Origin of the sequence: Isoptericola nanjingensis (assembly GCF_050311635.1) — a bacterium.
Taxonomy (GTDB): Bacteria; Actinomycetota; Actinomycetes; order Actinomycetales; family Cellulomonadaceae; genus Isoptericola; species Isoptericola nanjingensis.
The window spans coordinates 194,740-220,450 of sequence record NZ_JBNOZL010000006.1; the positions used below are offsets into that span (position 1 = coordinate 194,740).

The window sequence follows — 25,711 nt, forward strand, 5'->3', positions numbered from 1 at the left end:
GGGCCGTCAGGGACGGAACTGCGCCGCCTGGCCGACCAGGTCCAGCGCGCCCGCCGGGAGGATGCCGAGGAGCAGCACGCCCACCGCGCACACCGCGATCGCGAACGCCGCGGGGCCGCGCGAGCCGACCACCGTCACGACCGTCCGCGAGACGAGCGTGCGGGTCGCGGCGCCCGTCACGGTGGCGGTGCCGCCGCCCTGCTGGTCGCTCGCCGTCGTCCCCGACGACGCCGCGCCCGCCGGTGCCGTGCCCTGCTCCCCGCCGGGCGGCGGGGTGAGGACCATGAGCACGATGACGCGGACGTAGAAGAACACGGAGACGGCGGACGCGAGCACGCCGAGCAGCGCGAGGGGCCACGCCCCCGCCTCGACGGCGGCCGAGAACACGCCGAACTTCGCCACGAACCCGGCCGTGAGCGGGATCCCCGCCATCGAGAGGAGGAACAGCGAGAACGCGGCGGTGAGCCACGGGGCCTTGCGGCCCAGGCCCGCCCACTGCGCGAGCCGCGTGGCCTCGCCCAGCACGACGCCGTCGTCGGGGACCGTCCCGGTCGCCCCGTCGCCGGGGTCGTCGCCCGACACCGTGCGCTCGCGCACCAGCGTCACGACCGCGAACGCGCCGACGGACGCGAGCCCGTAGGCGAGGAGGTAGAAGAGCACGGCCCGTGAGCCCGCCTCGTCCATCCCGACGACGCCGACCAGGAGGAACCCGGCGTGCGCGATCGCGGAGTACGCGAGCAGGCGCTTGACGTCGGTCTGCACGGCGCCGACCACGGTGCCGATCAGCATCGTGAGGATGGCGACCGCCCAGAGCGCCACCTCGACGTCGTGCCGGGTCGCGGGGTCCAGGCCGTTCGCGAGCGTGAACAGCACGCGCACCAGCGCGCCCATCGCGGCGGCCTTGGTGCACGCCGCCATGAACCCGGTGATCGGCGTGGGGGCGCCCTGGTACACGTCCGGGGTCCACGCGTGCAGCGGCGCGGCGCCGATCTTGAACAGCAGCCCGCTGAGCACCAGCAGCAGCCCGACCACCACCAGGGCCGGCATCGACCCCAGCGGCGAGACGGACGGGTCCGCGAGCACCTGGACCACGCCCTGCAGCCGCACGGTGCCGGCGAAGCCGTAGACGAGCGCGATGCCGAAGACGAAGAGCGCGGACGCGAAGGCGCCCAGCACGAAGTACTTGAACGCGGCCTCCTGGCTGAGCAGCCGGCGGCGGCGCGCCGTGGCGCACAGCACGTACAACGGCAGCGACAGCACCTCGAGCGCGACGAACATGACGATGAGGTCGTCGGTGGCCGGGAACAGCAGCATGCCGCCGGTCGAGAACAGCAGGAGCGGGTAGATCTCGGTCTGCTGCAGGCCCGCGCGGCGCGTCTCGTCCTCGTACGCGGTGCCCGGCACGGCGGCCGCGGCCGGCGCGAACGCGTCCTGGCCGGTCGTGGTGCGCTCCGCGACGACGAGCACGCCCAGCAGCGCGCACACGCCGATCACGGCCTGCACGCCCAGGCCGAACGGCGTCAGCAGGTACGACCCGCCGACCACGGAGAGCGCGTTCTCCTGCACCCGGTCCCACAGCAGCCCGACCGCCACGAGCGAGCCCGCGAGCGCCGCCAGGGTGAGCGTGAGCTGCGTCGTGCGGCGCGCCTTCTCGGGCACGAACGCCTCCAGCAGCACGCCGAGCACGCCCGCCGCCAGCACGATCAGCACCGGCGAGACGGCCGCCCAGTCGATGGGCGGGGCGACGAAGTCGTTCACAGCTGGCTCCCCTCGGTGATGACGCCGGACGCAGCAGGATCGAGCACCGGTGGCGGATCGGTCTCGCCGACCTGCTCGACGGCGACCTCACCGGGCGCGCGCACGTAGTCGAGCACCGGACCGGGCACGAGGCCGAGCACGAGCAGCGCGCCGACGAGCACGCCGGCCACCGTCTTCTCGCGGCCGTCGAGGTCGCGCGCGGACGCGAGCTCCGGCGTCGTCTCCCCCGTGAACATGCGCTGGTACGTGAGCAGCACGTACACGGCGGCGAGGACGACGGCGGGCACGGCGACGATCACCGCGGCGGGCCAGCGGGCGTACGACCCGAGGAACACCATGATCTCGGAGACGAACGTCGCGAGGCCGGGCAGCGCGGCCGCGGAGAGGCCGGCCACGAGGAACGTGCCGCCCAGGATCGGCGCCACCGTGCGCAGGCCGCCGTAGTCGCCGATGAGCTGGCTCTGGCGCGGGTGCCGCGCGATCGCGAACCCGGCGACCAGGAACAGCGCACCGGTGGAGATGCCGTGGTTGAGCATCATCAGGCTGGACCCCGCGGTGCCCAGCGACGTGAACGTGAAGATGCCCAGGATGATGAACCCGAAGTGCGACACCGACGTGTAGCCGATGAGGCGCAGCACGTCGCTCTGGCCGATCGCGAGGACCGCACCGTACAGGATCGAGATCACCGCGAGCACGATGACGAACGGCGCCGCCCACCGGCTCGCCTCGGGGAACAGCGGCAGGCAGAGGGTCAGCATCCCGAAGGTGCCCACCTTGTCGAGCACGCAGATGAGCAGCGTCGAGGTGCCGGGCGTCGCGTGCTGGGTGACGTCGGGCAGCCACGAGTGCACCGGGAACATCGGCGCCTTGATCGCGAACGCGAGGAAGAACGCGCAGAACATGAGCTTCTCGGCCGTGGGGTCGAGGGTCAGCCCGGTGAGGTTGTCGGTAAGGAAGGTCTGCGGCCCGCGGTCCGCGGCCGGCACCTGCAGGTAGAGCGCGATGACGCCCACCAGCATGACCAGGCCGCCGGCCAGCGAGAACAGCAGGAACTTCACCGCCGCGTACCGGCGCTGCGGCCCCTGCCCGAACCCGCCGATGAGGAAGTAGGCGGGGATCAGCATGGCCTCGAACACCACGTAGAAGAGGAACACGTCGCGCGCCACGAAGACCGTCACCATGAACGCCTCGAGCAGCAGCACGGTCGCGAGGTAGCGACGCAGGCGCACGTGGTCGCCGCCCTGCTCGCGCCAGGCCGCGAGGATCACCAGCGGCACGAGGCCCACCGAGAGCGCCACCAGCAGCAGGCCCACGCCGTCGACGCCGACGGCGTAGCTGGCGCCGATCGGCGGGATCCAGGAGTACGTCTCGGTGAGCTGGTGGGTCCCCGCGTCGCCGGTGTCGAAGGCCGCGAAGGCCCCGACCAGCAGGAGGACCTCCACCAGCGCGCCGACCAGCGCGACCGTGCGGGCGGCGCCGGCCCCGAACCGACCCCCCGTCACCGGGCCGGCGGCCGGGCGGCCTCTGCCCACCCCCGTGAGCGCCGTCGCGGCCGCGGCCACCAGCGGCCACACGATGAGGACCGTGAGCCAGGGGAACCCTGTGGACATCGTCATGCGTCCCCGTCCTTCGTCGTCGACGTCGTGTCCGGCGTCATGTTCGGCGTCATGTTCGGCGTCATCGCCATCGCTCCCGCCACCCCGATCAGCTCGCCAGGACCCACACGACCAGCCCGACGACGCCGAGGCCGCCGAGCATCGTCGCCGCGTACGACCGCACGTAGCCGTTCTGCATCCGCCGCAGCCGTGCGCCGAGGCGCCCGATGCCGCCCGCCAGGCCCAGCCAGCCGCCGTCGACCGCCGTGCGGTCCGAGTACACGAGCGCGCGGGTGAGGTACTGCCCCGGCCGCATCACGAGCGACTCGTTGACGGCGTCCTGGTACAGGTCGACCCGCGCCGCCCGCACGACGGCCGGCGCCGGCGGCGGCTCGACCGGCACCGCCGCGACCGCGTACTGCCGGAACGCGAGGAACGCGCCGAGCACCACCAGCACCAGGGTGAGCGTCATGAGCAGCCACACCGGCAGCACCGGCTCGTGGTGCTCCGCGTGCCCGGTGACCGGCTCCAGCCAGGTGACGAACCGGTCGCCCAGCGCCAGGATCCCGCCGAGGAACACCGACCCCGCGGCGAGGATGATCATCGGCCACGTCATGAGGCGCGGGGCCTCGTGCGGGTGCCGCACGGGGGCGCCGTCGTCCCCGGACCCTTCGTCGGGCCGCCACCGCCGGCGCCCCGCGAAGGTCATGAAGAACAGCCGCGACATGTAGTACGCGGTGATCCCGGCGCCGAGCAGCGCCGCCAGGCCGAACACCCACGGCCGCCAGCCCTCGCCGACGAACGCCGCCTCGATGATCTTGTCCTTCGACCAGAACCCGGAGAACGGCGGCACGCCCAGGATGGCGAGCCAGCCGAGCCCCATCGTGATCGCGGTGACCGGCAGCAGCCGGGCGAGCCCACCGAAGCGGCGCATGTTCACGTCGTCGTCCATCGCGTGCATCACGGACCCGGCGCCGAGGAACAGCCCCGCCTTGAAGAAGCCGTGCGTGAGCAGGTGGAAGATCGCGAACGCGTACCCGATCGGCCCCAGGCCGGCGGCGAGCATCATGTAGCCGATCTGCGACATCGTCGACGCCGCGAGCGCCTTCTTGATGTCGTCCTTGGCGGTACCGACGACCGCGCCGAACAGCAGGGTCAGCGCGCCGACGATCGCGACGACGAGCTGCGCGTCCGGCGCGGCCTCGAGGATCGGGCCGGAGCGCACCAGCAGGTACACGCCGGCGGTCACCATCGTCGCCGCGTGGATCAGCGCGGACACCGGCGTCGGGCCCGCCATCGCGTCCCCGAGCCACGCCTGCAGGGGCAGCTGCGCCGACTTGCCGCACGCCGCCAGCAGCAGCATGAGGCCGATCGCCGTCATCACGCCCTGGCCCGCCGCCGTCGCCCCCTCGCCGGCCGCCGGCAGCACCGTGCCGAAGCTCAGCGAACCGAAGGTCGCGAGCAGCAGCATCATCGCGACGATGAGCCCCATGTCGCCGACGCGGTTCATGACGAACGCCTTCTTGCCCGCGACCGCGTTCTCCCGCTTGCCGTCCCAGAACCCGATGAGCAGGAACGACGCCAGGCCCACGCCCTCCCAGCCGACGAAGAGCAGCAGGTAGGAGTCCGCGAGCACCAGCAGCAGCATCGCCGCGACGAACAGGTTGAGGTACCCGAAGAACCGGCGCCGGTCGACGTCGTGGTCCATGTACGCCACCGAGTACACGTGGATCAGCGTGCCGACGAACGTCACGAGCATCACGAACGTCATCGACAGCGGGTCCACCTGGAACCCGAGGTCCACGTGCAGGGCCCCCGCGTCGATCCACGTGCCCACGGTGTGGGTGCCCACCCGCTGGTCAGCGGGGGTGCCCAGCATGTCGAGCAGCATCACCAGCCCGACGACGAACGTCGCCGCGCTCGCGAGCACGCCCAGCCAGTGCCCCCACCGGTCGGTGCGCCGGCCGGCGACCAGCAGCACGAGGGCGCCGATCATCGGGGTCGCGACCAGCCAGGGGGCGAGGGAGAGAGTCTGCATCGTCGTCTGCGTGTCCACAGGTCGCCTCTCAGCTGTGCAGCAGGTTGACGTCGTCGACCGAGGCCGACCGGCGGGAACGGAAGATCGTGATGATGATCGCGAGCCCCACCACGACCTCGGCCGCGGCGACCACCATCACGAAGAAGGCGAGCACCTGGCCCGTCACGTCGCCGTGGATGCGCGCGAACGTCACGAACGCGAGGTTGGTGGCGTTGAGCATGAGCTCCACGCCCATGAACACCACGATGGCGTTGCGCCGCAGCAGCACCGTCGCCGCGCCGATCGCGAACAGGATCGCGGCCAGCCCCAGGTAGTGGGTGATCTCCATCAGCGCACCTCCCCGTCCTCGTCGCCCTCGTCGGTCGCGCCCGCGTCGGTCGTGCCCGTCGCGACCGGGTCGCCCACCTGCTCGACCGTGGCGTCCGCCGCCGGGCCGACGCCGAGGAGGCGCAGGTCGTCACGCGCCACGAGCGTCTCCTCCTCGGCGAGGACCGCCGTGGCCGACCGTTCCTGCCCGCGGATGCGCAGCACGCGCGGCACGGAGTGCGGCAGCGGCTCGCCGTCGGGGCCGAGCGCCGGCGTGTCCATGGCGTTGTTCTGCGCGTAGACGCCGGGCGCGGGCAGCGGCGTGAGCGTGCTGCCCTGCGGCAGGGCGGCCACGCGCGCGGCCGCGAGGACGCGCTGGGTGGGCCGCACGCTGAGCCGACGACGGTGCGTGAGCACCAGGCCGGCCAGCGCGGCGGTGACCAGCAGGACGCCGACCACCTCCATCGCGAGGACGTAGTCGCCGAGCAGCACCCGGGCCAGGGCCACCGGGTTGGTGAGCTCCTCGGTCGCGGCCAGCCCGACCGCGGGCGGGAACGCCGCCTGTGCGATCACGCCGAGCAGCACGACGACCAGCCCGAGCCCGAGCAGCACGCCCAGCCAGCGCTGGCCCCTGATCGTCTCGGTCAGCGAGTCGGCGGAGTCGACGCCCACCAGCATCAGCACGAACAGGAAGAGCATCATCACGGCGCCCGTGTAGACGACCACCTGCACGACGCCGAGGAACGGCGCCTCCTGCGCCACGTAGAGGATGGCCAGCCCGACCATCACGAACATCACGCACACCGCGGCGTGCACCGCCTTGCGGGCGAACAGCAGCCCGAGCGCGGCGAGCACCATGAGCGGCGCGAGCACCCAGAACAGCGCGGCCTCCGCGCCCGACGCCGTCACCGCGGGCCGTCCGTCAGGTCAGGGGTGGGGAGCGCCGCGACGTGCCCGCCCTCGGCGGCCTGCCGTGTCGCGACGGCGGCCTTGGTGGCGCTGCCGCGCAGCCGGTGCCGGCGCGGGGTCGGGGGCGGCGCGTCCCCGTGCACCACGCGGGCGGCGGCGTCCAGGGTCGGGTCGTCCGGCCGGTGCTCGCGGACCCAGTCGACCTGCTGCGCCGTCGGGGCGGTGACCTCGCCGCGGTAGTACTCCGTGTCCGTGGTCCCCTCGACCATCGGGTGCGGCGCGGCGAGCATCCCCTCCGCGAGCGGGGCGAGCAGGTCCTGCTTCTCGTAGATCATCCCGGCGCGGTCGGGGCCGGCGAGCTCGTAGTCGTTCGTCATCGTGAGCGCCCGGGTGGGGCACGCCTCGATGCACAGCCCGCAGAAGATGCAGCGCAGGTAGTTGATCTGGTAGACGCGGCCGTAGCGCTCGCCGGGCGACATGTGCTCGCCGTCGGGCAGCTCCGCGTTGTCCGCGCCCTCCACGTAGATCGCGTCCGCGGGGCACGCCCACGCGCACAGCTCGCAGCCGATGCACTTCTCCAGCCCGTCCGCGTAGCGGTTGAGCTGGTGGCGCCCGTGGTACCGGCGCTGCGGCGCCGTCTTCTTGCGCGGGTACTGCTCGGTCACCGTGGGCCGGAACATCGACGAGAACGTCACGCCGAACCCGGCCACCGGGGCGAACAGCTCCCCCAGCGGCCCCTTGGACGGGCGCAGCGGCTCGTACGGCTTGTCGGTCATCGCGTCTCCTCGGATCGGTCGACGGCGGGGTCGGGGGCGGCGGACGCGCCCGGGACGTCGGCGGCCTGCATCACGTGCCGGCGCGCGCGGGGCGACGGCGGCAGGGCCTGGCCGGGCAGCGGCGGCACGGGGAACCCGTCCGCGAAGGCGTCGAAGTCGCCGCCCGGACGATGCGCGTCCCCCGGTGGTCCGGCGCCGTCGGCGGCCTTCGCCTTCCGGTCGGGCCACAGCCACAGGAGGCCGATGACGACCACCGCCGCGACGGCGACGCCGGTGATGAGCTGTGTGCGGGTGACGCCCGCCAGGCCGAGGTACTGGAACACGCTCAGCACCACGACCCACACCAGCGCGACCGGGATGAGCACCTTCCAGCCGAACGACATGAACTGGTCGTAGCGCAGCCGCAGCAGCGTGCCGCGCACCCAGACGAACACGAACATGACCAGCCAGAGCTTGACCAGGAACCACAGCACCGGCCACCAGCCGGTGTTGAACATCCCGTCGTTGATCGCCGACAGCGGCCACGGCGCCCGCCAGCCGCCCAGGAACAGCGTGGTGGCGACCGCGGAGACGTTGAGCATGTTGATGTACTCCGCCAGGAAGAACCAGGCGAACTTCATCGAGCTGTACTCGGTCATGTAGCCGGAGACGAGCTCGCCCTCGGCCTCCGGCAGGTCGAACGGGAGGCGGTTGGTCTCGCCGATCATCGAGATGACGTAGACGACGAACGCGGGCAGCAGCGGCAGGAACCACCAGATGCTGGTCTGCGAGGCCACGATCTGGGAGGTGGACATCGAGCCGGCCATGATGAACACGCTGACCAGCGAGAGCCCCATGGCGAGCTCGTACGAGATCACCTGGGCCGTGGACCGCACGGACCCGAGCAGCGGGTAGGTGGAGCCGGAGGACCAGCCGCCCAGCACGATGCCGTAGACGCCCATCGACGCGCACGCCAGCACGTACAGGACGGCGACGGGGAAGTCGGTGAGCTGCGCCGGCGTCGAGTAGTCGGTGAACGGGATCGTCACCTCGGGGCCGAACGGGATGACCGCGAACACGAGCAGCGCGCAGAACACCGAGATCATCGGCGCCAGCAGGTACACGATCCGGTCCGCCCGGGTGACGTTCACGTCCTCCTTGAGCAGCAGCTTCATCGCGTCCGCGAGCGACTGCAGCAGGCCGAACGGGCCGTGCCAGTTGGGCCCCGGGCGCACCTGCATGCGCGCCACGACCTTGCGCTCGAACCAGATCGCGAAGAGCACGCTGGTCAGCAGGAAGACGACGATGAGCACCGCCTTGATCAGCGACACCCACAGCCAGTCGTTGCTGAAGTCGGACGCGACGCCGGGGATCATGCGGCCCCTCCCTGTGCCTTCTCGTCGGTCGAGCCTGGGACCCCGCCGGCGGCGACCGCCTCCGGCGCGCCGATCCGCACCAGGTCGCCCGGCGCGGCGCCGAGCGCGTCGTGCACGCGGCACCCGCGCGACGCGAGCGGCAGCCACACCACGTGGTCGACCATCTCCGTGATGGCGACGGGCACCGTCACGGCGCCGCGGTCGGTGGCCACGGTCACGCGGTCGCCGTCGTACACGTCGACGGCGGCCGCCGTGGCCGCGGACATCCGTGCCACGGGCCGCTTGGCGGTGCCGGCGAGGAACTGCTCGCCGTCCTGCAGGGCGCCGTCGTCGAGCAGCAGGTGCCAGCTCGCCAGCACGGCGGACCCGGTCGGCACCGCGGGCGGCTCGACCGGCTCCCCCTCCGGTGCCGGCACGCGCGCCCCGCCCCAGGCCGGCAGCGCCGCGATCGCGCGGTGCGCGTCGAGCGGGGTCGCCGCGCCGAGCGCGACGCCGGCCTGGTCGGCCAGCGCGTCGAGCACGCGGTGGTCGGGCAGCGCCGACGACTCCAGCGCCTGGCCGAACGCGCGGACGCGCCCCTCCCAGTTCCAGTACGACCCCGCCCTCTCGACGGGAGGAGCAACAGGAAGCACGACGTCGGCAAGCTCGACGGCTTCGGTCCTCCGGACCTCGAGCGAGACCACGAAGCCCGCGGCCTCGAGCGCGCGCCGGGCGTGCGCGGGGTCGGGCAGGTCGGCGAGCTCCACCCCGCCGACGAGGACGCCGCCGAGCTGCCCGACGGAGAGCCCGTCGAGGATCTCCGCGACGTCGCGGCCCGGGGCGGCCGGCAGCGCGTCGGCGTCGACGCCCCACGCCGCGGCCACCTCGGCGCGGGCCGCGGGGTCGGTCAGCGGTCGTCCGCCGGGCAGCAGCCCGGGCAGGAGGCCCGCCTCGACGCCCCCGCGCTCCCCCGCGCGGCGCGGGATCCAGGCGACGCGGGCCCCGGTGGCCTCCGCGAGCCGCAGGGCCGCCCCGTAGGCGCCGGGCGCCGACGCGAGCCGCTCACCCACGAGGATCAGCGCGCCGGGCGTCGCGAGCCCGTCGGCGACTGCGCCCAGCGTGGCGGTGTCGGAGTCGGCAGGCACGAGCCCGCCGCCGGCGCGGGTGGCGAGGATGCCCAGCCACTCGGCCTCGGTGCCGGGCGCGGCGGGCAGCAGCTCGCCGTCGAGCCGGGCGAGACCACGGCTCGCGAACGGGGCGACGGCCCACACCCTGGTGCCGTGCTTGCGCACCCCCTTGCGCAGCCGCAGGAAGGTGACGCCGGCCTCCTCCTCGGCCTCGAGGCCGGCGAGCAGCACGGCGGGCGCGGCCTCGACGTCGCCGAAGGTCACGCCGACGCCGGTGCCCGCCACCGCGTGGCCCAGGAACGCCGTCTCCTCCGCCGAGCCCACGCGGGCCCGCAGGTCGACGTCGTCGGTGCCGAGCACGGTGCGCGCGTACCGCGACCAGGCGAACGCGTCCTCGACGGTCAGCCGTCCGCCGGGCAGCACCCCGACGCCGCCGGCCGCACGGGCGGCGGCCAGGCCCTCGGCGGCGAGCTCGAGCGCCTCCACCCACGACGCGGGCCGCAGCTCGCCGCGCGACACGACGGTGCCGTGCGCGTCCAGCACGCGGTCCCGCACCAGCGGGACGGTGAGCCGGTCGGGCGCCGCCTGCCACGTGAACGCGAAGCGGTCCTTGTCGGTGATCCACTCCTCGTTGACCGCCGGGTCCTCCCCCGACAGCCGGCGCAGCACCACGCCGCGCCGGTGGTCGACGCGGATCGCGGAGCCGCACGAGTCGTGCTCGGAGATCCCCGGCGTCGACACCAGGTCGAAGGGCCGGGAACGGAACCGGTAGGCCGCGCCGGTGAGCGCGCCCACCGGGCAGATCTGCACGGTGTTGCCGGAGAAGTACGACGCGAACGGCTGACCTCCGTCCGTCGCCGCGGCCGACCCGAACGTCTCCTCGGTGGGCTCGCCGGGCGGCGGCGTGAAGTCCAGCACCGTCTCGTCGAACCGGCCGATCTGCTGGTGGGCGCCGCGCTCCTGCAGCGCGATGAACGCGTCGCCCGCGATCTCGTCGCTGAACCGGGTGCAGCGCTGGCACAGCACGCAGCGCTCGCGGTCCAGCAGGATCTCGGTGGACACGGCGATCGGCTTGGGGAAGGTGCGCTTGACGTCCTCGAACCGGGTCTCGGCGCGACCGTTGCTCATCGCCTGGTTCTGCAGCGGGCACTCGCCGCCCTTGTCGCACACCGGGCAGTCCAGCGGGTGGTTCATGAGCAGCAGCTCCATGACACCGTGCTGCGCCTTGTCGGCGACCGGCGACGTGCGCTGCGTCTTGACGACCATGCCGGGCGTGACCGTCATCGTGCACGACGCCTGCGGCTTCGGCATGGGCCGCACGTTGCCCTCGCGGTCGGGCATCGCGACCTCGACCAGGCACTGCCGGCACGCGCCCGCGGGCTCGAGCAGCGGGTGGTCGCAGAACCGCGGGATCTGGATGCCCACCTGCTCGGCCGCGCGGATGATCAGCGTGCCCTTCGGCACCGTCACCTCGACCTCGTCGATGGTGAGCGTGACCGTCTCCACCGGGGGCGCGGCCGCGGTGGACTTGTCCGTGGTCGCCGTCATCAGTGACCTCCCGCCCCGGCGAGCGCCGGCGACTGCTTGGGGGTGTACGGGAACAGGGCGCTGGCGCGCGGGTCGAAGGGGCACCCGCGGCCGTCGATGTGCGCCTGGTACTCGTCGCGGAAGAGCTGGACGCTCGACGTCACGGGCGACGTCGCGCCGTCGCCGAGCGCGCAGAACGCGCGGCCGAGGATGTTGTCGCACAGGTCGAGCAGGAGGTCGACGTCGCGCTCCTCGCCCTGGCCGGCCTCGATGCGGTGCAGCACCTGCTTGAGCCAGTAGGTGCCCTCGCGGCACGGCGTGCACTTGCCGCACGACTCGTGCGCGTAGAAGTCGGTCCACCGGCTCACCGCGCGGACGACGCACGTCGTGTCGTCGAAGAGCTGCAGCGCCCGGGTGCCGAGCATCGACCCCGCCGCCCCCACCGACTCGTAGTCGAGCGGGGTGTCGAGGTGGTCGGCCGTGAACAGCGGAGTCGACGACCCGCCGGGCGTCCAGAACTTCAGCTCGTGCCCGGCCCGCATCCCGCCGGCCAGGTCGAGCAGCTCGCGCAGCGTGATCCCGAGCGGCGCCTCGTACTGCCCCGGCCGGGTCACGTGCCCGGACAGGGAGAACAGGCCGTGCCCCTGCGACTTCGCGGTGCCCATGCCGGCGAACCAGTCGGCACCGCGCGCGACGATGCCCGGGACCGACGCGATGGACTCGACGTTGTTCACCACCGTGGGCCGCGCGTACAGGCCCGCGACGGCGGGGAACGGCGGCTTGAGCCGCGGCTGGCCGCGCTTGCCCTCGAGCGAGTCGAGCAGCGCCGTCTCCTCGCCGCAGATGTAGGCGCCGGCGCCGGCGTGCACGGTGACGTCCAGGTCGAAGCCGGTGCCGAGCACGTCCTTGCCGAGGAACCCGGCGTCGTACGCCTCCTGCACCGCGGCCATCAGCCGCCGGTACACGTGCAGCACCTCCCCGCGCACGTACACGAACGCGTGGTGGCAGCCGATCGCGTAGCTGGTGATCGCGATGCCCTCCACCAGGTGCTGCGGGCTCGCCAGCATGAGCGGGATGTCCTTGCACGTGCCGGGCTCGGACTCGTCCGCGTTGACCACGAGGTAGCGCGGGCCGCCGTCCGGCGGGGGCAGGAAGCCCCATTTCATGCCGGTCGGGAAGCCGGCGCCGCCGCGGCCGCGCAGCCCGGAGTCCTTGACCGTCTGCACGAGGTCCGCGGGCTCCATCGTCAGGGCCTTGCGCAGCCCTGCGTACCCGCCGGCGGCCTCGTACGACGCCAGCTTCCACGACCGGTCGGCGTCCCACGTGTCCGTGAGCACCGGCATGAGGTCAGTCATCGCTGCCACCCTTCTCCGGCTCGGGGTTCGCGTCGCCGCCCGACGGCGAGCGGCCAGGGTTGTCGTCCCCCGGCGCGGCGGGCTTGCGCTCCGCGCTCGACTGCGCCGTCCCGGTCTCCGGGGGCACCTCGGCGGCCGAGCCGGCCGAGCCCCCGTCGGTGGTCTCGGCAGGCTGGACCGACGAGGGCTCACCGCCGTCGACGGCGGCCGCGGCGCGCGCCAGGCGCAGGCCGGCGAGCGTCGGCTCCCCCGCGCCCACGCCCTCGTCGGCGCGGCCGTCGGTGAACCCCGCGAGCACACGGCTCATCTGCTTGAAGCCGCACACCGACGACGCGCCGCGCGTGGGCGCCACCTCCTCGCCCGCCCGCAGGCGGTCGGCGAGGTCCGTGGCCGACTCCGGCGTCTGGTTGTCGAAGAACTCCCAGTTGACCATCACGACCGGCGCGTAGTCGCAGGCGGCGTTGCACTCGACGCGCTCGAGCGTGATCGCGCCGTCGTCGGTGGTCTCGTCGTGCCCGACGCCGAGGTGCTCGCTCAGCTCGTCGAAGATGGCGTCACCGCCCATCACCGCGCACAGCGTGTTGGTGCACACGCCCACGGTGTAGGTGCCGTTGGGGTGCCGCTTGTACTGGGTGTAGAAGGTGGCGACGGCGCTCACCTCGGCGGGCGTCATCTCGAGCTGCTCGGCGCAGAACAGGATGCCGTCGCGGCTCACGTACCCGTCCACCGACTGCACCAGGTGCAGCATCGGCAGCAGGCCGGAGCGCGGGTCCGGGTAGCGCGCCTTGACGGCCGCGGCGTCGGCGGCCAGCGACGCGAGCGTGTCGGCGTCGTACCGCGTGGCCGAGCGGGCGCTCGTGGGTTCTGCCGTCATCGGTCGACCCCTCCCAGCACGGGGTCCAGGGACGCGACGGCGACGACGACGTCGGCCACCTGGCCGCCCTCGCACATCACCGACACGGCCTGGAGGTTGTTGAACGACGGGTCGCGGAAGTGCGCCCGGTAGGGCTTGGTGCCGCCGTCGGACACCGCGTGCACGCCCAGCTCGCCGCGCGGGTGCTCGACGGTCTGCCACACCTGCCCGGCCGGCACCCGGAACCCCTCGGTGACGAGCTTGAAGTGGTGGATCAGGGCCTCCATCGAGGTGCCCATGATCTGGCGGATGTGGTCGAGCGAGTTGCCCTGCCCGTCGGCGCCGATCGCGAGCTGCGCCGGCCACGCGATCTTCTTGTCCGCCACCATGACCGGCGCCCCCGACGTCGCCTCGAGACGGGTGAGCGCCTGCTCCACGATGCGCAGCGACTGGTAGCACTCCTCCAGGCGCAGCACCACGCGGGAGTAGCAGTCCGCGTCGGTCGACGTCGGCACGTCGAAGTCGTACGTCTCGTACCCGGAGTACGGGAACGCCTTGCGCACGTCGTAGGGCAGCCCCGTGGAGCGCAGCACCGGTCCGGTCACGCCCAGCGCCATGCAGCCGGCGAGGTTGAGCACGCCGACGTCGGTGAGGCGCGCCTTGAAGATGGGGTTCGCGAGCATGAGGTCGCCGAGCTGGCCGAGGTACTGGCGGATCTTCGGCAGCGCCGCCCGCACCTGGTCCTCGAAGCCCTCCGGCACGTCCTGCGCCACGCCGCCCGGACGCACGTACGCGTGGTTCATGCGCAGCCCGGTGACGGCCTCGAACAGCCGGAGGATCTCCTCGCGGGCGGTGAAGCCGATCGTCATGACCGTCGTCGCGCCCATCTCGTTGCCGCCCGTGCCCAGGCACACGAGGTGGGACGCCACCCGGTTGAGCTCCATCATCAGCACGCGGATGATCGACGCCCGCTCCGGCACGTCGTCGGTGACGCCGAGCAGCTTCTCGGTGGCGAGGCAGTACGCCGTCTCCTGGAACAACGGAGCCAGGTAGTCCATCCGGGTGCAGAACGTGGTGCCCTGCGTCCAGGTGCGGAACTCCATGTTCTTCTCGATGCCGGTGTGCAGGTAGCCGATGCCGCAGCGGGCCTCGGTGACCGTCTCGCCGTCGATCTCGAGCATGAGGCGCAGCACGCCGTGCGTGGACGGGTGCTGCGGGCCCATGTTGACGACGATGCGCTCCTCGCCCACGGCCTCGCGGGCGATCTCGTCCCAGTCGCCGCCGGACGCCTCGAAGCCGGGGATGCCCGGGTCGAACTCGTCGTCGGTCGGCGGCCGCGTCGCGGTGTAGGTGGCGGAGCTCATGAGTACGACCTCCTCGTGTCCGGCGGCGGCACCGTGGCGCCCTTGTACTCCACGGGGATGCCGCCGAGCGGGTAGTCCTTGCGCTGGGGGTGGCCCGGCCAGTCGTCGGGCATCTCGATGCGTGCCAGGCCCGGGTGGCCGTCGAAGACGATCCCGAAGAAGTCCCAGGTCTCGCGCTCGTGCCAGTCGTTGGTCGGGTACAGCGACGTGGTGGAGGGGACGTGCGGGTCGGCGTCGGGCACCGACACCTCGAGCCGCACGCGGCGGCCGTGCGTCACCGAGGTGAGGTGGTAGACGGCGTGCAGCTCGCGGCCCGTGTCGTCGGGGTAGTGCACGCCCGAGACTCCGAGACTGAGCTCGAACCGCAGGTCCTGGTCGTCGCGCAGCGCGCGGCAGACGGCGAGCAGGTGCTCGCGCGCCACGTGCAGCGTGAGCTCGGCGTGCGGGCTCGGCGGGTCGGTGTGCGGGTCGACGACGACGCGCTCCACGGCGACGTCGAACGCGACGCCCTGCTCGCCGAGCACCTCGGCGAGCACGTCCACGGCCTCGTCGAACCAGCCGCCGTACGGCCGCGTCGCGGCGCCGGGCATCGCGACCGGCTGCACCAGGCCGCCGTACCCGGACGTGTCGCCGGAGCCGCGGACGCCGAACATGCCGCGCCGCACCTCGACGACCTCCGGCCCGCGCCCGCCGCGGCCGGCCTGCTCACTGCCCGGCACCAGCTCCCCGGAGCGGGGCCCCAGGACCTCCTCGGGCTGCGGGACGGGCCTGTCCGCCGCGGACCCGCCCGCCGTCGTGCCGTCGTTCATCGCAGCAGCCCCTTGAGCTCGAACGTCGGGGTGGCCTCGAGCGCCGCCGCCTCGGCGGCCGCGGCCGCCTCCTTGCGGTTCACGCCCAGCGGCGAGTCCTGGATGTGCTGGTGCAGCGCGAGGATCGCGTTGATGAGCATCTCCGGGCGCGGCGGGCAGCCGGGCAGGTACACGTCGACCGGCACGATGTGGTCGACGCCCTGGACGATCGCGTAGTTGTTGAACATGCCGCCGCTGGACGCGCACACGCCCATGGACAGCACCCACTTGGGCTCGCTCATCTGGTCGTAGACCTGCCGCACGACGGGCGCCATCTTCTGGCTCACCCGTCCCGCGACGATCATGAGGTCCGCCTGCCGCGGCGACGCCCGGAAGACCTCCATACCGAACCGCGACAGGTCGAACCGCGACGCGCCGGCCGCCATCATCTCGATGGCGCAGCACGCCAGTCCGAACGTCACCGGCCACACGGACGCCTTGCGCAGGTAGCCCGCCAGGTCCTCGATCGTCGTCAGCAGGAAGCCCGACGGAGCCTCTTCCAGGCCCATGACCCCTCCCCTTCGTGAACATCGGTGCCGGATCCTCGGCGCCGATGCCGTCCGTAGTGCCGTGTCGTGCTGGGTGGTGCAGGTCGTGCTGTCGTGCGGTGGTGCTGGTCGTGCGCCCGGGCCTAGACCCAGGTGAGGCCGCCGCGCCGCCACTCGTAGACGAACGGCACGGTGATGAGGGCGAGGAACGTGAGCATCGCGACGAGGCCGAAGCCGGCCAGCACGGCGAAGTCCACCGCCCACGGGTAGAGGAAGACCACCTCGATGTCGAAGACGATGAACGTCATCGCCACCAGGTAGTACTTGACCGGGAGCCGGCCGCCGCCGACCGCGTGCGGCGTCGGCTCGATGCCGCACTCGTAGGCGTCGAGCTTCGCCCGGTTGTAGCGCTTGGGCCCGATGACGGCGCTCGCCGCCACGCCGCCCACGGCGAGCACCAGGGCCACGCCCATGAGCATGAGGACCGGCACGTACGGGTTCGTCATCGCCGGTCCCCCGTCCGCACGGCCGCACGCTTCTCGACCTCGTGCATCTCGACCACTCCCTTGTGCTCGTGTGCGCTCATGCTCTGCTGGCCTCGCCCGATCGTCGTGCCGCGCTCATGCCGACGGGACCACCCTCGTGAGCCCTGCGATGACCCGGTCCACCCAGTCACCGCCGCGCGGCTCGTAGCAGTCGGACAGCAGCTTGAGCACGAACCGCATGACCACCGGCCGCGGCAGCCCGTGCTTCACGCAGACCCGCATGATCTGCGGGTGCTCGATGAGCCGCACGAACCAGCGGCCCAGCGTGTAGTAGCCGCCCAGGTCGGCCCGCATCCGGTCGGCGTACGACGCGAGCGTCCGCTCGCGCGCGTCGTCCGTGGCTCGGGTGCGCGCCTGGGCGATCGCGTCGGCGGCGACCCGGCCCGCCTGCAGGGCGTAGGCGATGCCCTCGCCGTTGAACGGGCTGACCATCCCGGCCGCGTCGCCCACCAGCACCGCGCCGTCGCGGTACAGCGGGGTGCGGTTGAAGCCCATCGGCAGCGCGGCCCCGCGGACCGGCCCCACCTGGTTCTCGGGGGTGAACCCCCACTCGGCGGGGGCGTTGCGCATCCAGGCCCGCATCATGCCCTTGTAGTCGTGACCGTTCGCGGACTGCCGCGCGGGGGTGGAGCTCACGGACCCCAGGCCGACGTTGGCCGTGCCGTCGCCGAGCGCGAAGATCCAGCCGTAGCCGGGCAGCAGGTTCGAGGCGCCGGGCGCGCCGTCCCACAGCTCGAGGTGCGACTCCATCCACGCGTCCTCGTGCCGGGAGGTGCCCTCGGTGCGGAAGTACGTGCGCACCGCCGTGCCGAGCGGGCGGTCGTCGCGGCGGGCGACACCGAGCCCCGTCGCGAAGCGTGAGGAGACGCCGTCGGCGGCGACGACGACGGGCGCCCGGTAGGTGGTCTCGGCGCCGTCGGCGCGCCCCCGGACGTCGAGGGCCTGCGCCCGCACGCCCAGGACGCGGCCGTCGCGCTCGTCGAGGACCGGTCCGGTCACCTTGGTCCGTTCGAGCAGCTTGGCGCCGCTCGCCTGCGCGTGCTGCGCGAGCCGGTGGTCGAGCGACGTCCGGGCGCGGGCCATGCCGTAGCCCGGGTACGAGTCGAGGTCGGGCCAGGGCAGCTCCCACGACCGGGCGCCGGCGACCACGCGCAGGCCCTCGTTGCGGATCCACCCGTCGTCCTCGCGGGTGCCGAGCCCCATGCGGGCCAGCTCGCCGACGGCGCGGGGCGTCAGCCCGTCGCCGCACACCTTGTCGCGAGGGAAGGAGGCCTTGTCGAGCAGGAGCACGTCGAGGCCCGCGGCGGCGCACCAGTGGGCCGTGGACGAACCGGCCGGGCCGGCGCCCACGACGATGACGTCGGCGTCGTCGACGCGACCTGACCGCACGTGCTCACCTCGCTCCCTCGAGCGCCCCGGCGACGGTGCCGGAGTCGATTTGTGAACCCCATCACAACTCTTGCGAGCACTCTAGTCACGTTCTGGCGGCGCTGTGTAGGAAGGCAACCCTTCCTTCGCCCGACGACGCGCCGCCGGGCCGCGGGACGGCGCGTCCCCGCAGGTCCCGCAGGGTGCCGCCGTCGGCATGTCGCGGGGTGCGTACGACGGCGGTCGTGCCTACGGTCGTGCGCACGACCCACGACAACGACCGCCGGACGACCCGGCAGCACGACCCGGCAGCACGACCATCAGGGAGGCGTGACACATGAAGGCAGGACCGGCATTCGTCGTCGGCGCGGCACTCGGCTACCTGCTCGGCACCGAGAAGGGCCGGCAGCAGCTCGACAAGGCCAAGGACTGGGCGACGGAGACCTGGAACGACCCGCGCGTCCAGGCCAAGGTCTCGGACGTCACGAGCAGCGTGACCGAGTTCGCCAAGGAGCAGGGCAGTACCCTCAAGGACCGCACGGCCGGCAACTCACCCAGCTGACCACGATCTGTTCGGCAGGGGGTGGATCAGGTCGGCACGTGACGTTGCCGAGCTGATCCACCCGCTGCCGAACGGACGACGACCGACGGTCAGGGTCAGCGGGCCGCCGAGACCTCCGCGTCGTCGAGGTCCGCGCCGTAGCGCTCCTTCTCGATCTCCTTGAGGCTCTTGCCCGCGGTGTCGGGCGTCCAGACGACGCCGATCACCAGCGAGGCGACGAGCAGCGCGACCATGATCCCGCCCACGAAGGGCACGCCCTGCTCGGCGAGCATCGTCGGGAACAGGTAGCTCAGCAGGCCGACCGCGATGCGGGCGACGAAGAACAGCACGCCCTGCGCCGACGCGCGGTACGCCGTCGCGAAGAGCTCGGCGGTCCACAGCGCGTAGAACGCCTGGGCGCCGATGCCGGCGGACACGCCCCACAGGACGGCGTACGCGATGAGCAGCGGCATCGAGACGTGCGGCACGAAGGCGAGGATCATCCACGCCGCGACGGCCATCACCGCGCCGATGCCGTAGAGCAGGCGGCGGCTCACCCGGTCGCCGTACTTCATGAAGCCCCAGAACGTGGCCGCCGACGTCAGGCCCCACACCAGCACCTGCAGCAGGTTCTGCGCGACGGCGCTCTCGACGCCGGCCGTCTGGTAGACGCGCGGCATGAAGATGCCGGCCTGCCCGGCCACCGTGTTCCACAGGGCGTAGACGCCGACGAGGAACAGCAGCGCCTTGACGTTCTGCGGGTGCGAGATCAGCTCGCGGAAGCCGCGGCGCTTGCGACCGAGCGCGACCTGCTTGGCGTTGGACTCCTTCCAGACGTCCGACTCCGCCAGCCCGCGCCGCACCCACCAGGTGACGAACGCGATGACGAACAGGTGCGCGAAGATGATGCGGCTGCCCAGCAGGCCGAGGGGGACCAGCGCCGTCGCGAGCACGAAGCCGACGAACGGGCCGAGCGACCACGCGAGCTGGGCGGTGCCGACGTGCCTGGCGCGCTGATCGTCGGGAGCCTCCTCCGCGATGTACGTCCACGCGACGGGCACGCCCGCGCCGACGGCGATGCCCGTGAGCACGATGCCGACGAACAGCATCCACGGGGCGCCGGCGAACACGATGAAGGCCGTGCCGAGCATGTAGAGCAGCAGGTCGTAGGTGTAGATGAACTTGCGCCCGTACCGGTCGCCGAGGGGGCCGCCGATCATGGCGCCCACCGCCGCGCCGAACGCGTTGGCGCTCAGGGCCGCGGCGAGCCCGACGGCGAGGTTGCTCAGCCCGAAGTGCTCCTGCCAGAGCGTGAGGCTGGTGGCGAGCGCGATGATCGAGCCCGCCTCGATGTAGTTGGACATCGCGACCGCGACCGTCGCCCGGTAGCCGTGCAGGCGGGTGCCGCCGCCCGCCGTCGCGCCGTGTGGTGTCGTCATCGACCGTGCCTTCCCTGCGTACGTCGTCGTGCCGATCGTCTTTGAATCGTTTCAGGATCGGATCGACGATACGCCGGGGCCCGCGAGGGCGTCAAAGCCCGAGGTGGGGACCGCCCGACGGCGGTCAGGCCGGGCGCACGGCCCGGTGCAGCGCCACGATGCCGCCGGTGAGGTCGCGGTACGACACGCGGTCCCAGCCGGCGTCGAGGAGAAGCCGGCCGAGGGCGGCCTGGTCGGGCCAGCCCCGGATGGACTCGGCGAGGTAGTCGTACGACCCGCGGTCGCGCGTCACGGCGCCCGCCACCACCGGCAGCGCGCGCATCAGGTACTCCATGTACACCGTGCGGAACGGCGCCCACGTCGGCGTCGAGAACTCGCAGATCACCACGCGACCGCCCGGCCGCACGACGCGCAGCATCTCGCGCAGGGCGGCGTCGGTGTCGACCACGTTGCGCAGGCCGAAGCTGATCGTCACGGCGTCGAACGCGGCGTCCGCGAACGGCAGCCGGGTCGCGTCGCCCGCGACGAAGGACAGGTCGGGGCGACGCTCCTTGCCCACCGCGAGCATGCCGAGGCTGAAGTCGGACGGGACCACCAGCGCGCCGTCCGCGGCGAACGGCTCGCTCGACGTCCCGGTGCCGGCCGCGAGGTCGAGCACCCGCTCGCCGGGCACGGCCGCGACGGCGTCCACCACCGCGCGCCGCCAGCGCCGGTCCTGCCCCAGGGAGACGAGGTCGTTGACGAGGTCGTACCGCTTCGCGATCCCGTCGAACATCGACGCGACCTCGGCGGGCTTCTTCTCCAGGCTGGCGCGGGACATGGACGTCATGCTCCCACGCACGGCCGCACGCACCGAGGCCCGCACCGAGGCCGCACCGTTGACGGTGCGCGCGCCGGTCGCCTAGCGTCGCCGACAGAGGACGGCGCGGTGCCGTCGCTCCCTGGATCGGCAGACAGGACCACTGAGCCGGCGCGACGCGGCGCCGCTCCCCGGTGCCGCCGCCATGGAGGCACCGATGAGCACCTGGATCAAGAACCCGCTGGCCGTCTTCACCGCCGACGACGCACCCGGGGCGCCCGACGCCCGTGGCGGCGTCGTCGTCACGGACGGCGTGATCACCGAGCTGGTCGCTGCGGGGGCGAGCCCGTCGACCCCGGTCGACATCACGTTCGACGCGTCCGAGCACGTGATCACACCCGGTCTGATCAACACGCACCACCACTTCTACCAGACCCTCACGCGCGCCTGGGGGCCGGTCGCCGACGCCGAGCTCTTCCCCTGGCTGACCACGCTCTACCCGGTGTGGGCGCGCCTCACGCCGCGCGCCCACGAGCTCGCGACGAAGGTCGCGCTGACCGAGCTGCTGCTGTCGGGCTGCACCACGGCCGCCGACCACCACTACGTGTTCCCGGCGGGCCTGGACGACGCGATCGACCTCCAGGTCGCGGCGGTCCGCGAGCTCGGCATGCGCGCCACGCTGACGAGGGGCTCGATGACGCTCGGCACGGACGACGGCGGCCTGCCGCCGCAGTCGGTGGTGCAGGACCCGGACACGATCCTGGCCGACTCCGAGCGGCTGATCTCCACGTACCACGAGCGCGGCGCCGGGGCCCGGATCCAGATCGCGCTGGCGCCGTGCTCCCCCTTCTCCGTCACGACCCAGAACATGCGCGACACCGCCGAGCTGGCCGAGCGGCACGACGTGCGCCTGCACACCCACCTGGCCGAGACGATCGACGAGGAGGACTTCCTGCGCGAGCGGTTCGGCATGCGCACCGTGGACTACCTCGAGTCGGTCGGCTGGCTCACCGACCGGGCCTGGCTGGGCCACGGCATCCACTTCGACGACGCCGAGATCGCCCGCCTCGGCGCGGCGGGCACGGGCGTGGCGCACTGCCCGACGTCGAACATGCGGCTCGCGTCGGGCATCGCGCGCGTGCTGGAGCTGGAGGACGCCGGCGCGCCGGTGGGCCTCGGCGTGGACGGCTCGGCGTCGAACGACGCGTCGACGATGATGCCCGAGGCCCGCCAGGCCCTGTACCTGCAGCGGCTCAAGTACGGCGCCTCGGTGCCGGTGGCGCGCGCCCTCGGGTGGGCGACGCGCGGCTCGGCCCGCGTGCTGGGCCGCGACGACCTGGGGGTGCTGGCCGTCGGCAAGCAGGCCGACCTCGCGCTGTGGCGGCTGGACGAGCCCCGCTTCTCGGGCTCGCACGACCCGGTCGCCGCCTTGCTGCTGTGCGGCGCGGACCGCGCCGACCGGGTGATGGTCGGCGGCGAGTGGCGCGTCGTCGACGGCGCGGTGGTCGGGCTCGACCTGCCCGCGCTCCTGGCCGAGCACCGCGAGGCGGCACGCCGGCTCGTGGCGGGCTGAGCTCGCGGCAGCCGCAGATCCACCCCCGGGAGGGGTTGACACAGATCACCCTTGCCGGTCGAATAGTGGAAGGCTTCTTCCGTAGACCGGAAGATATGACCATCGATAGCGAACGAGGAGGTCCGCTATGTCACGGTCCGCATCCCCCCGGGCGGCGGCGACCAGCCCCGCCCGCCCCGAGGACGAGCGTCTGCCGCTCGGCGCCACCATCGGGTACGGCTTCCAGCACGTCCTCACGATGTACGGCGGCATCATCGCCCCGCCGCTCATCGTGGGTGGTGCCGCCGGCCTCACCTCGGCGGAGATCGGCACGCTCATCGCCGCCTCGCTCTTCATGGGCGGTCTCGCGACGATCCTGCAGACCGTCGGGATCAGGTTCTTCGGCTCCCAGCTGCCGCTGGTGCAGGGCGTGTCGTTCGCCGGCGTCTCGACCATGGTCGCGATCGTCGGGGGCGGCGGCGGGATCCCCGCCGTCCTCGGCGCGGTGCTCGTCGCCTCGGCGATCGGGTTCCTCATCACGCCGTTCTTCGCCCAGATCATCCGGTTCTTCCCGCCCGTGGTCACCGGCGTCGTCATCACGACGATCGGACTGACCCTCATGCCGGTGGCGGCGAACTGGGCGATGGGCGGCGACGCCGAGGCGCCCGACTACGGCTCCACGAGCAACATCGGGCTGGCGTTCCTCACCTTCGCCATCGTCGTCCTGCTGTCCAAGGTGGGCTCGGGCGTCGTGTCGCGACTGTCGATCCTCATCGCGATCGTGGCCGGCACGCTGATCGCCCTCGCCCTCGGCATGGCGGACTTCGCCGGCGTCGGTGAGGGCCCGGTGGTCGCGTTCCCGATGCCGTTCAGCTTCGGCGCCCCGACGTTCGAGGTCGCCGCGATCGTCTCGATGCTCATCGTCATCCTGGTGACGCTCACGGAGACGACGGCGGACATCATCGCCGTCGGCGAGATCGTCGGCACCAAGGTGGACCGCAAGCGCATCGCCAACGGCCTGCGCGCCGACATGGCGTCGTCCGTCGTCTCGCCGGTCTTCGGCTCGTTCACGCAGTCGGCGTTCGCCCAGAACGTGGGCCTGGTCGCGATCACCGGGGTGAAGTCCCGCTTCGTGGTCACCGCCGGCGGCGGCATCCTCGTGGTCCTGGGCCTGCTGCCCGTGCTGGGCCGCGTCGTGGCCGCCGTCCCGACGCCCGTGCTCGGCGGCGCCGGCGTGGTGCTGTTCGGCTCCGTGGCGGCGTCGGGCATCCGCACGCTCGCCAAGGTCGACTACAAGAACTCGATGAACCTCATCATCGTGGCGGCGTCCATCTCGTTCGGCATGATCCCGATCGCGAAGCCCGACTTCTACGACCAGTTCCCCACGTGGTTCGGCACCATCTTCCACTCGGGGATCAGCTCGGCGGCGCTCATGGCGATCCTGCTGAACATCCTGTTCAACCACATCAAGGCCGGGACGCCCGAGAACCCGTCCGTCTTCGTCAAGGGCACCGCGAGCAAGGCCGTCGACGACGAGCAGCTCGAGGACCTCGCCGACGACGGCGTGCTCAACCGGTCCAACCGCCGGGAGGGCGAGGCGACCTCGAGGTGAGGTCGTCCGGCAGCACACGAGGCTGACCCACGCACCGTGAGCGGGGCGTGGCGGACCGTCGGGCGTACCCTGGAGCCGATGTCCGCCACGCCCCTGCCGGCGCCGCGCCCCCTCCCGGGCACGACCACCGGCACCAGCCCCGATCCCGCGACCGAGCCCCTCGCGCTCCTGGTCCGCACCTCCCGGATCGACGACCTTCCCGGCGGCCTCACCGCCCTCGTCGACCTCCTGCCGGACACGCGCCCGCTGAGCTGGGTGCGGCGCGGTGACGGCATCGTCGGCTGGGGCGAGGCCCTCCGCTTCGACACCTTCGGGCCCGGCCGGTTCGCCGACGCCGAGGCCGCCTGGCAGGCCACCCTCCAGCGGGCCGTGGTGCGCGACGACGTGCGCCTGCCCGGCACGGGACCCGTCGCGTTCGGCACGTTCGCCTTCGACGACGCGGGTCAGCTCGACGACCAGGACGGCGACGACGCGGGCCACCCGCGGCCGGACGGGTCGCTCGTCGTGCCGCGTGTCGTCGTCGGCCGCCGGGCCGGCGTCACCTGGATGACCACCATCACCCCCGGCGCGAGCCTCGACGCCGCCCCCGGCACCGCCGCGCTGCGCCGCGAGCCGCGCACGGAGGTCGTCGCCCCCGGCCGCGTCCGCTTCGCCGACGGCGCCGTCGGCGCCACCGACTGGCCCGCCGTCGTGCGCGAGGGCGTGGCCCGCATCCAGTCGGGCGCCCTCGAGAAGGTGGTGCTGGCACGCGACGTGCTCGCCACCACCGAGCACCCCCTCGACCCCCGCTGGCTGCTGCGCCGCCTCGCCGACCGCTACGAGGCCTGCTGGACCTTCTCCGTCTCCGGCATGGTCGGCGCCACCCCCGAGCTCCTGGTGCGCAGCGAGAAGGGGCTCGTCACGTCCCGCGTGCTCGCGGGCACGATCCGCCGCGAGGCGGGGATGTCCGACGACGACGCGCTGCTGCACGCGGCGCAGCTCGCCCGGTCCTCCAAGGACCTCGAGGAGCACGAGTACGCCGTGCGCTCCGTCGCGGCCGCGCTCGAGCCGTTCTGCTCGTCGATGAACGTCCCCGACGCCCCGTTCGTCCTGCACCTGCCGAACGTCATGCACCTCGCGTCCGACGTGACCGGCGTCCTCGACCGGGGCCACGACGCCACCGGGCGGGCGCCGTCGTCGCTCACGCTGGCCGCCGCGCTGCACCCCTCGGCCGCCGTCTGCGGCACGCCGACGAACGTCGCCCGCGACCTCATCCGCGAGATCGAGGGGATGGACCGGTCCCGCTACGCCGGTCCGGTCGGGTGGGTCGGGGCCGACGGCGACGGGGAGTGGGGCATCGCGCTGCGGTCCGCCGAGCTCTCGGCCGCGGACCCGCGGCACGTCCGGCTGTTCGCCGGCTGCGGCATCGTCGCCGCCTCCGACCCGGAGGCCGAGCTCGCCGAGTCCGAGGCGAAGCTCGTGCCCATGCGCTGGGCGCTCGGCGCGGACTGAACATTCCGCGAGATAGAGAACCCCTTTCGCCGAGATAGAGAGGCTCGGACGAGGCCGCAGCACTTGCGGCCTCGTCCGAGCCTCTC

General features: G+C 72.9%; 21 protein-coding genes. 4 read left to right on the forward strand and 17 right to left on the reverse strand.

Annotated features, from left to right (window positions below; translation table 11 throughout):
- Positions 1–6: 6 nt before the first annotated feature.
- The 15 genes from nuoN to ACQP6G_RS13530 all read right to left on the reverse strand — a co-directional run bounded on the left by nuoN (position 7) and on the right by ACQP6G_RS13530 (position 18,212).
- On the reverse strand, positions 7–1,758 hold the full coding sequence (gene nuoN / locus ACQP6G_RS13460) for an NADH-quinone oxidoreductase subunit NuoN (protein ID WP_429764901.1): 1,752 nt from the start codon (positions 1,756–1,758) through the stop codon (positions 7–9).
- Complete coding sequence (locus ACQP6G_RS13465) at positions 1,755–3,368, reverse strand: NADH-quinone oxidoreductase subunit M (RefSeq protein ID WP_429765194.1); 1,614 nt, start codon at positions 3,366–3,368, stop codon at positions 1,755–1,757. The genes nuoN and ACQP6G_RS13465 overlap by 4 nt, the downstream gene beginning before the upstream one ends.
- Before the next feature lie 94 nt (positions 3,369–3,462).
- On the reverse strand, positions 3,463–5,391 hold the full coding sequence (gene nuoL, locus ACQP6G_RS13470) for an NADH-quinone oxidoreductase subunit L (protein WP_429764903.1): 1,929 nt from the start codon (positions 5,389–5,391) through the stop codon (positions 3,463–3,465).
- A 28-nt stretch (positions 5,392–5,419) separates the two neighbouring features.
- On the reverse strand, positions 5,420–5,719 hold the full coding sequence (nuoK, locus tag ACQP6G_RS13475; protein ID WP_429764904.1) for an NADH-quinone oxidoreductase subunit NuoK: 300 nt from the start codon (positions 5,717–5,719) through the stop codon (positions 5,420–5,422).
- Entirely contained in the window at positions 5,719–6,606 is an 888-nt protein-coding gene (locus ACQP6G_RS13480; RefSeq protein ID WP_429764906.1) for an NADH-quinone oxidoreductase subunit J, read from the reverse strand. Before ACQP6G_RS13480 ends, nuoK begins: the two co-directional genes overlap by 1 nt.
- A complete protein-coding gene (gene nuoI / locus ACQP6G_RS13485) occupies positions 6,603–7,382 on the reverse strand; it encodes an NADH-quinone oxidoreductase subunit NuoI (RefSeq protein WP_429764907.1) in 780 nt (259 codons plus the stop codon). Before nuoI ends, ACQP6G_RS13480 begins: the two co-directional genes overlap by 4 nt.
- The gene (gene nuoH / locus ACQP6G_RS13490) at positions 7,379–8,737 is read right to left on the reverse strand and encodes an NADH-quinone oxidoreductase subunit NuoH (RefSeq protein ID WP_429764909.1); all 1,359 of its coding nucleotides are present in this window, start codon (positions 8,735–8,737) and stop codon (positions 7,379–7,381) included. Before nuoH ends, nuoI begins: the two co-directional genes overlap by 4 nt.
- The gene (locus ACQP6G_RS13495; RefSeq protein WP_429764911.1) at positions 8,734–11,391 is read right to left on the reverse strand and encodes an NADH-quinone oxidoreductase subunit G; all 2,658 of its coding nucleotides are present in this window, start codon (positions 11,389–11,391) and stop codon (positions 8,734–8,736) included. The genes nuoH and ACQP6G_RS13495 overlap by 4 nt, the downstream gene beginning before the upstream one ends.
- A complete protein-coding gene (gene nuoF, locus ACQP6G_RS13500; protein ID WP_429764913.1) occupies positions 11,391–12,725 on the reverse strand; it encodes an NADH-quinone oxidoreductase subunit NuoF in 1,335 nt (444 codons plus the stop codon). The genes ACQP6G_RS13495 and nuoF overlap by 1 nt, the downstream gene beginning before the upstream one ends.
- Positions 12,718–13,599: an NADH-quinone oxidoreductase subunit NuoE gene (nuoE, locus tag ACQP6G_RS13505; protein WP_429764914.1), complete on the reverse strand. Its 882-nt coding sequence runs from the start codon at positions 13,597–13,599 to the stop codon at positions 12,718–12,720. Before nuoE ends, nuoF begins: the two co-directional genes overlap by 8 nt.
- The gene (locus tag ACQP6G_RS13510; protein WP_429764916.1) at positions 13,596–14,942 is read right to left on the reverse strand and encodes an NADH-quinone oxidoreductase subunit D; all 1,347 of its coding nucleotides are present in this window, start codon (positions 14,940–14,942) and stop codon (positions 13,596–13,598) included. The genes nuoE and ACQP6G_RS13510 overlap by 4 nt, the downstream gene beginning before the upstream one ends.
- Positions 14,939–15,751: an NADH-quinone oxidoreductase subunit C gene (locus ACQP6G_RS13515; RefSeq protein WP_429764918.1), complete on the reverse strand. Its 813-nt coding sequence runs from the start codon at positions 15,749–15,751 to the stop codon at positions 14,939–14,941. Before ACQP6G_RS13515 ends, ACQP6G_RS13510 begins: the two co-directional genes overlap by 4 nt.
- Positions 15,748–16,299: a NuoB/complex I 20 kDa subunit family protein gene (locus ACQP6G_RS13520; protein WP_429735902.1), complete on the reverse strand. Its 552-nt coding sequence runs from the start codon at positions 16,297–16,299 to the stop codon at positions 15,748–15,750. Before ACQP6G_RS13520 ends, ACQP6G_RS13515 begins: the two co-directional genes overlap by 4 nt.
- A 122-nt stretch (positions 16,300–16,421) precedes the next feature.
- Positions 16,422–16,784, reverse strand: coding sequence for an NADH-quinone oxidoreductase subunit A (locus ACQP6G_RS13525; protein WP_429735904.1), 363 nt, complete (start codon positions 16,782–16,784; stop codon positions 16,422–16,424).
- 114 nt (positions 16,785–16,898) lie between these two features.
- Positions 16,899–18,212, reverse strand: a complete 1,314-nt coding sequence (locus tag ACQP6G_RS13530; RefSeq protein WP_429764920.1) for a geranylgeranyl reductase family protein — start codon at positions 18,210–18,212, stop codon at positions 16,899–16,901.
- A 316-nt stretch (positions 18,213–18,528) separates the two neighbouring features.
- Between ACQP6G_RS13530 and ACQP6G_RS13535 the strand changes: the two genes are divergently transcribed.
- Positions 18,529–18,753, forward strand: coding sequence for a YtxH domain-containing protein (locus ACQP6G_RS13535; protein ID WP_429764922.1), 225 nt, complete (start codon positions 18,529–18,531; stop codon positions 18,751–18,753).
- A gap of 95 nt (positions 18,754–18,848) precedes the next feature.
- On the opposite strand, the gene ACQP6G_RS13540 is transcribed toward ACQP6G_RS13535, so the two are convergent.
- Positions 18,849–20,171, reverse strand: a complete 1,323-nt coding sequence (locus ACQP6G_RS13540) for an MFS transporter (RefSeq protein WP_429764924.1) — start codon at positions 20,169–20,171, stop codon at positions 18,849–18,851.
- A gap of 124 nt (positions 20,172–20,295) precedes the next feature.
- Positions 20,296–20,991: a demethylmenaquinone methyltransferase gene (locus ACQP6G_RS13545; RefSeq protein ID WP_429764925.1), complete on the reverse strand. Its 696-nt coding sequence runs from the start codon at positions 20,989–20,991 to the stop codon at positions 20,296–20,298.
- 196 nt (positions 20,992–21,187) lie between these two features.
- Between ACQP6G_RS13545 and ACQP6G_RS13550 the strand changes: the two genes are divergently transcribed.
- The 3 genes from ACQP6G_RS13550 (at position 21,188) to ACQP6G_RS13560 (ending at position 25,625) form a co-directional block, all read left to right on the forward strand.
- Entirely contained in the window at positions 21,188–22,543 is a 1,356-nt protein-coding gene (locus ACQP6G_RS13550; protein WP_429764926.1) for an 8-oxoguanine deaminase, read from the forward strand.
- Between the two features lie 127 nt (positions 22,544–22,670).
- Positions 22,671–24,134: a nucleobase:cation symporter-2 family protein gene (locus ACQP6G_RS13555; protein WP_429764928.1), complete on the forward strand. Its 1,464-nt coding sequence runs from the start codon at positions 22,671–22,673 to the stop codon at positions 24,132–24,134.
- Between the two features lie 78 nt (positions 24,135–24,212).
- Complete coding sequence (locus tag ACQP6G_RS13560; protein WP_429764930.1) at positions 24,213–25,625, forward strand: isochorismate synthase; 1,413 nt, start codon at positions 24,213–24,215, stop codon at positions 25,623–25,625.
- The last annotated feature ends 86 nt before the right edge of the window (positions 25,626–25,711 follow it).

Coding starts and splice junctions, on each gene's coding strand:
- ACQP6G_RS13535 (WP_429764922.1), top strand. CDS start 18,529: ATGAAGGCAGGACCGGCATTCGTCGTCGGCGCGGCACTCGGCTACCTG.
- ACQP6G_RS13560 (WP_429764930.1), top strand. CDS start 24,213: ATGTCCGCCACGCCCCTGCCGGCGCCGCGCCCCCTCCCGGGCACGACC.
- ACQP6G_RS13495 (WP_429764911.1), bottom strand. CDS start 11,391: ATGACGGCGACCACGGACAAGTCCACCGCGGCCGCGCCCCCGGTGGAG.
- ACQP6G_RS13515 (WP_429764918.1), bottom strand. CDS start 15,751: ATGAACGACGGCACGACGGCGGGCGGGTCCGCGGCGGACAGGCCCGTC.
- ACQP6G_RS13465 (WP_429765194.1), bottom strand. CDS start 3,368: ATGTCCACAGGGTTCCCCTGGCTCACGGTCCTCATCGTGTGGCCGCTG.
- ACQP6G_RS13520 (WP_429735902.1), bottom strand. CDS start 16,299: ATGGGCCTGGAAGAGGCTCCGTCGGGCTTCCTGCTGACGACGATCGAG.
- nuoK (WP_429764904.1), bottom strand. CDS start 5,719: ATGGAGATCACCCACTACCTGGGGCTGGCCGCGATCCTGTTCGCGATC.
- ACQP6G_RS13545 (WP_429764925.1), bottom strand. CDS start 20,991: ATGTCCCGCGCCAGCCTGGAGAAGAAGCCCGCCGAGGTCGCGTCGATG.
- nuoL (WP_429764903.1), bottom strand. CDS start 5,391: ATGCAGACTCTCTCCCTCGCCCCCTGGCTGGTCGCGACCCCGATGATC.
- ACQP6G_RS13510 (WP_429764916.1), bottom strand. CDS start 14,942: ATGAGCTCCGCCACCTACACCGCGACGCGGCCGCCGACCGACGACGAG.
- nuoH (WP_429764909.1), bottom strand. CDS start 8,737: ATGATCCCCGGCGTCGCGTCCGACTTCAGCAACGACTGGCTGTGGGTG.
- nuoE (WP_429764914.1), bottom strand. CDS start 13,599: ATGACGGCAGAACCCACGAGCGCCCGCTCGGCCACGCGGTACGACGCC.
- ACQP6G_RS13550 (WP_429764926.1), top strand. CDS start 21,188: ATGAGCACCTGGATCAAGAACCCGCTGGCCGTCTTCACCGCCGACGAC.
- ACQP6G_RS13525 (WP_429735904.1), bottom strand. CDS start 16,784: ATGACGAACCCGTACGTGCCGGTCCTCATGCTCATGGGCGTGGCCCTG.
- nuoI (WP_429764907.1), bottom strand. CDS start 7,382: ATGACCGACAAGCCGTACGAGCCGCTGCGCCCGTCCAAGGGGCCGCTG.
- nuoF (WP_429764913.1), bottom strand. CDS start 12,725: ATGACTGACCTCATGCCGGTGCTCACGGACACGTGGGACGCCGACCGG.
- ACQP6G_RS13540 (WP_429764924.1), bottom strand. CDS start 20,171: ATGACGACACCACACGGCGCGACGGCGGGCGGCGGCACCCGCCTGCAC.
- ACQP6G_RS13555 (WP_429764928.1), top strand. CDS start 22,671: ATGTCACGGTCCGCATCCCCCCGGGCGGCGGCGACCAGCCCCGCCCGC.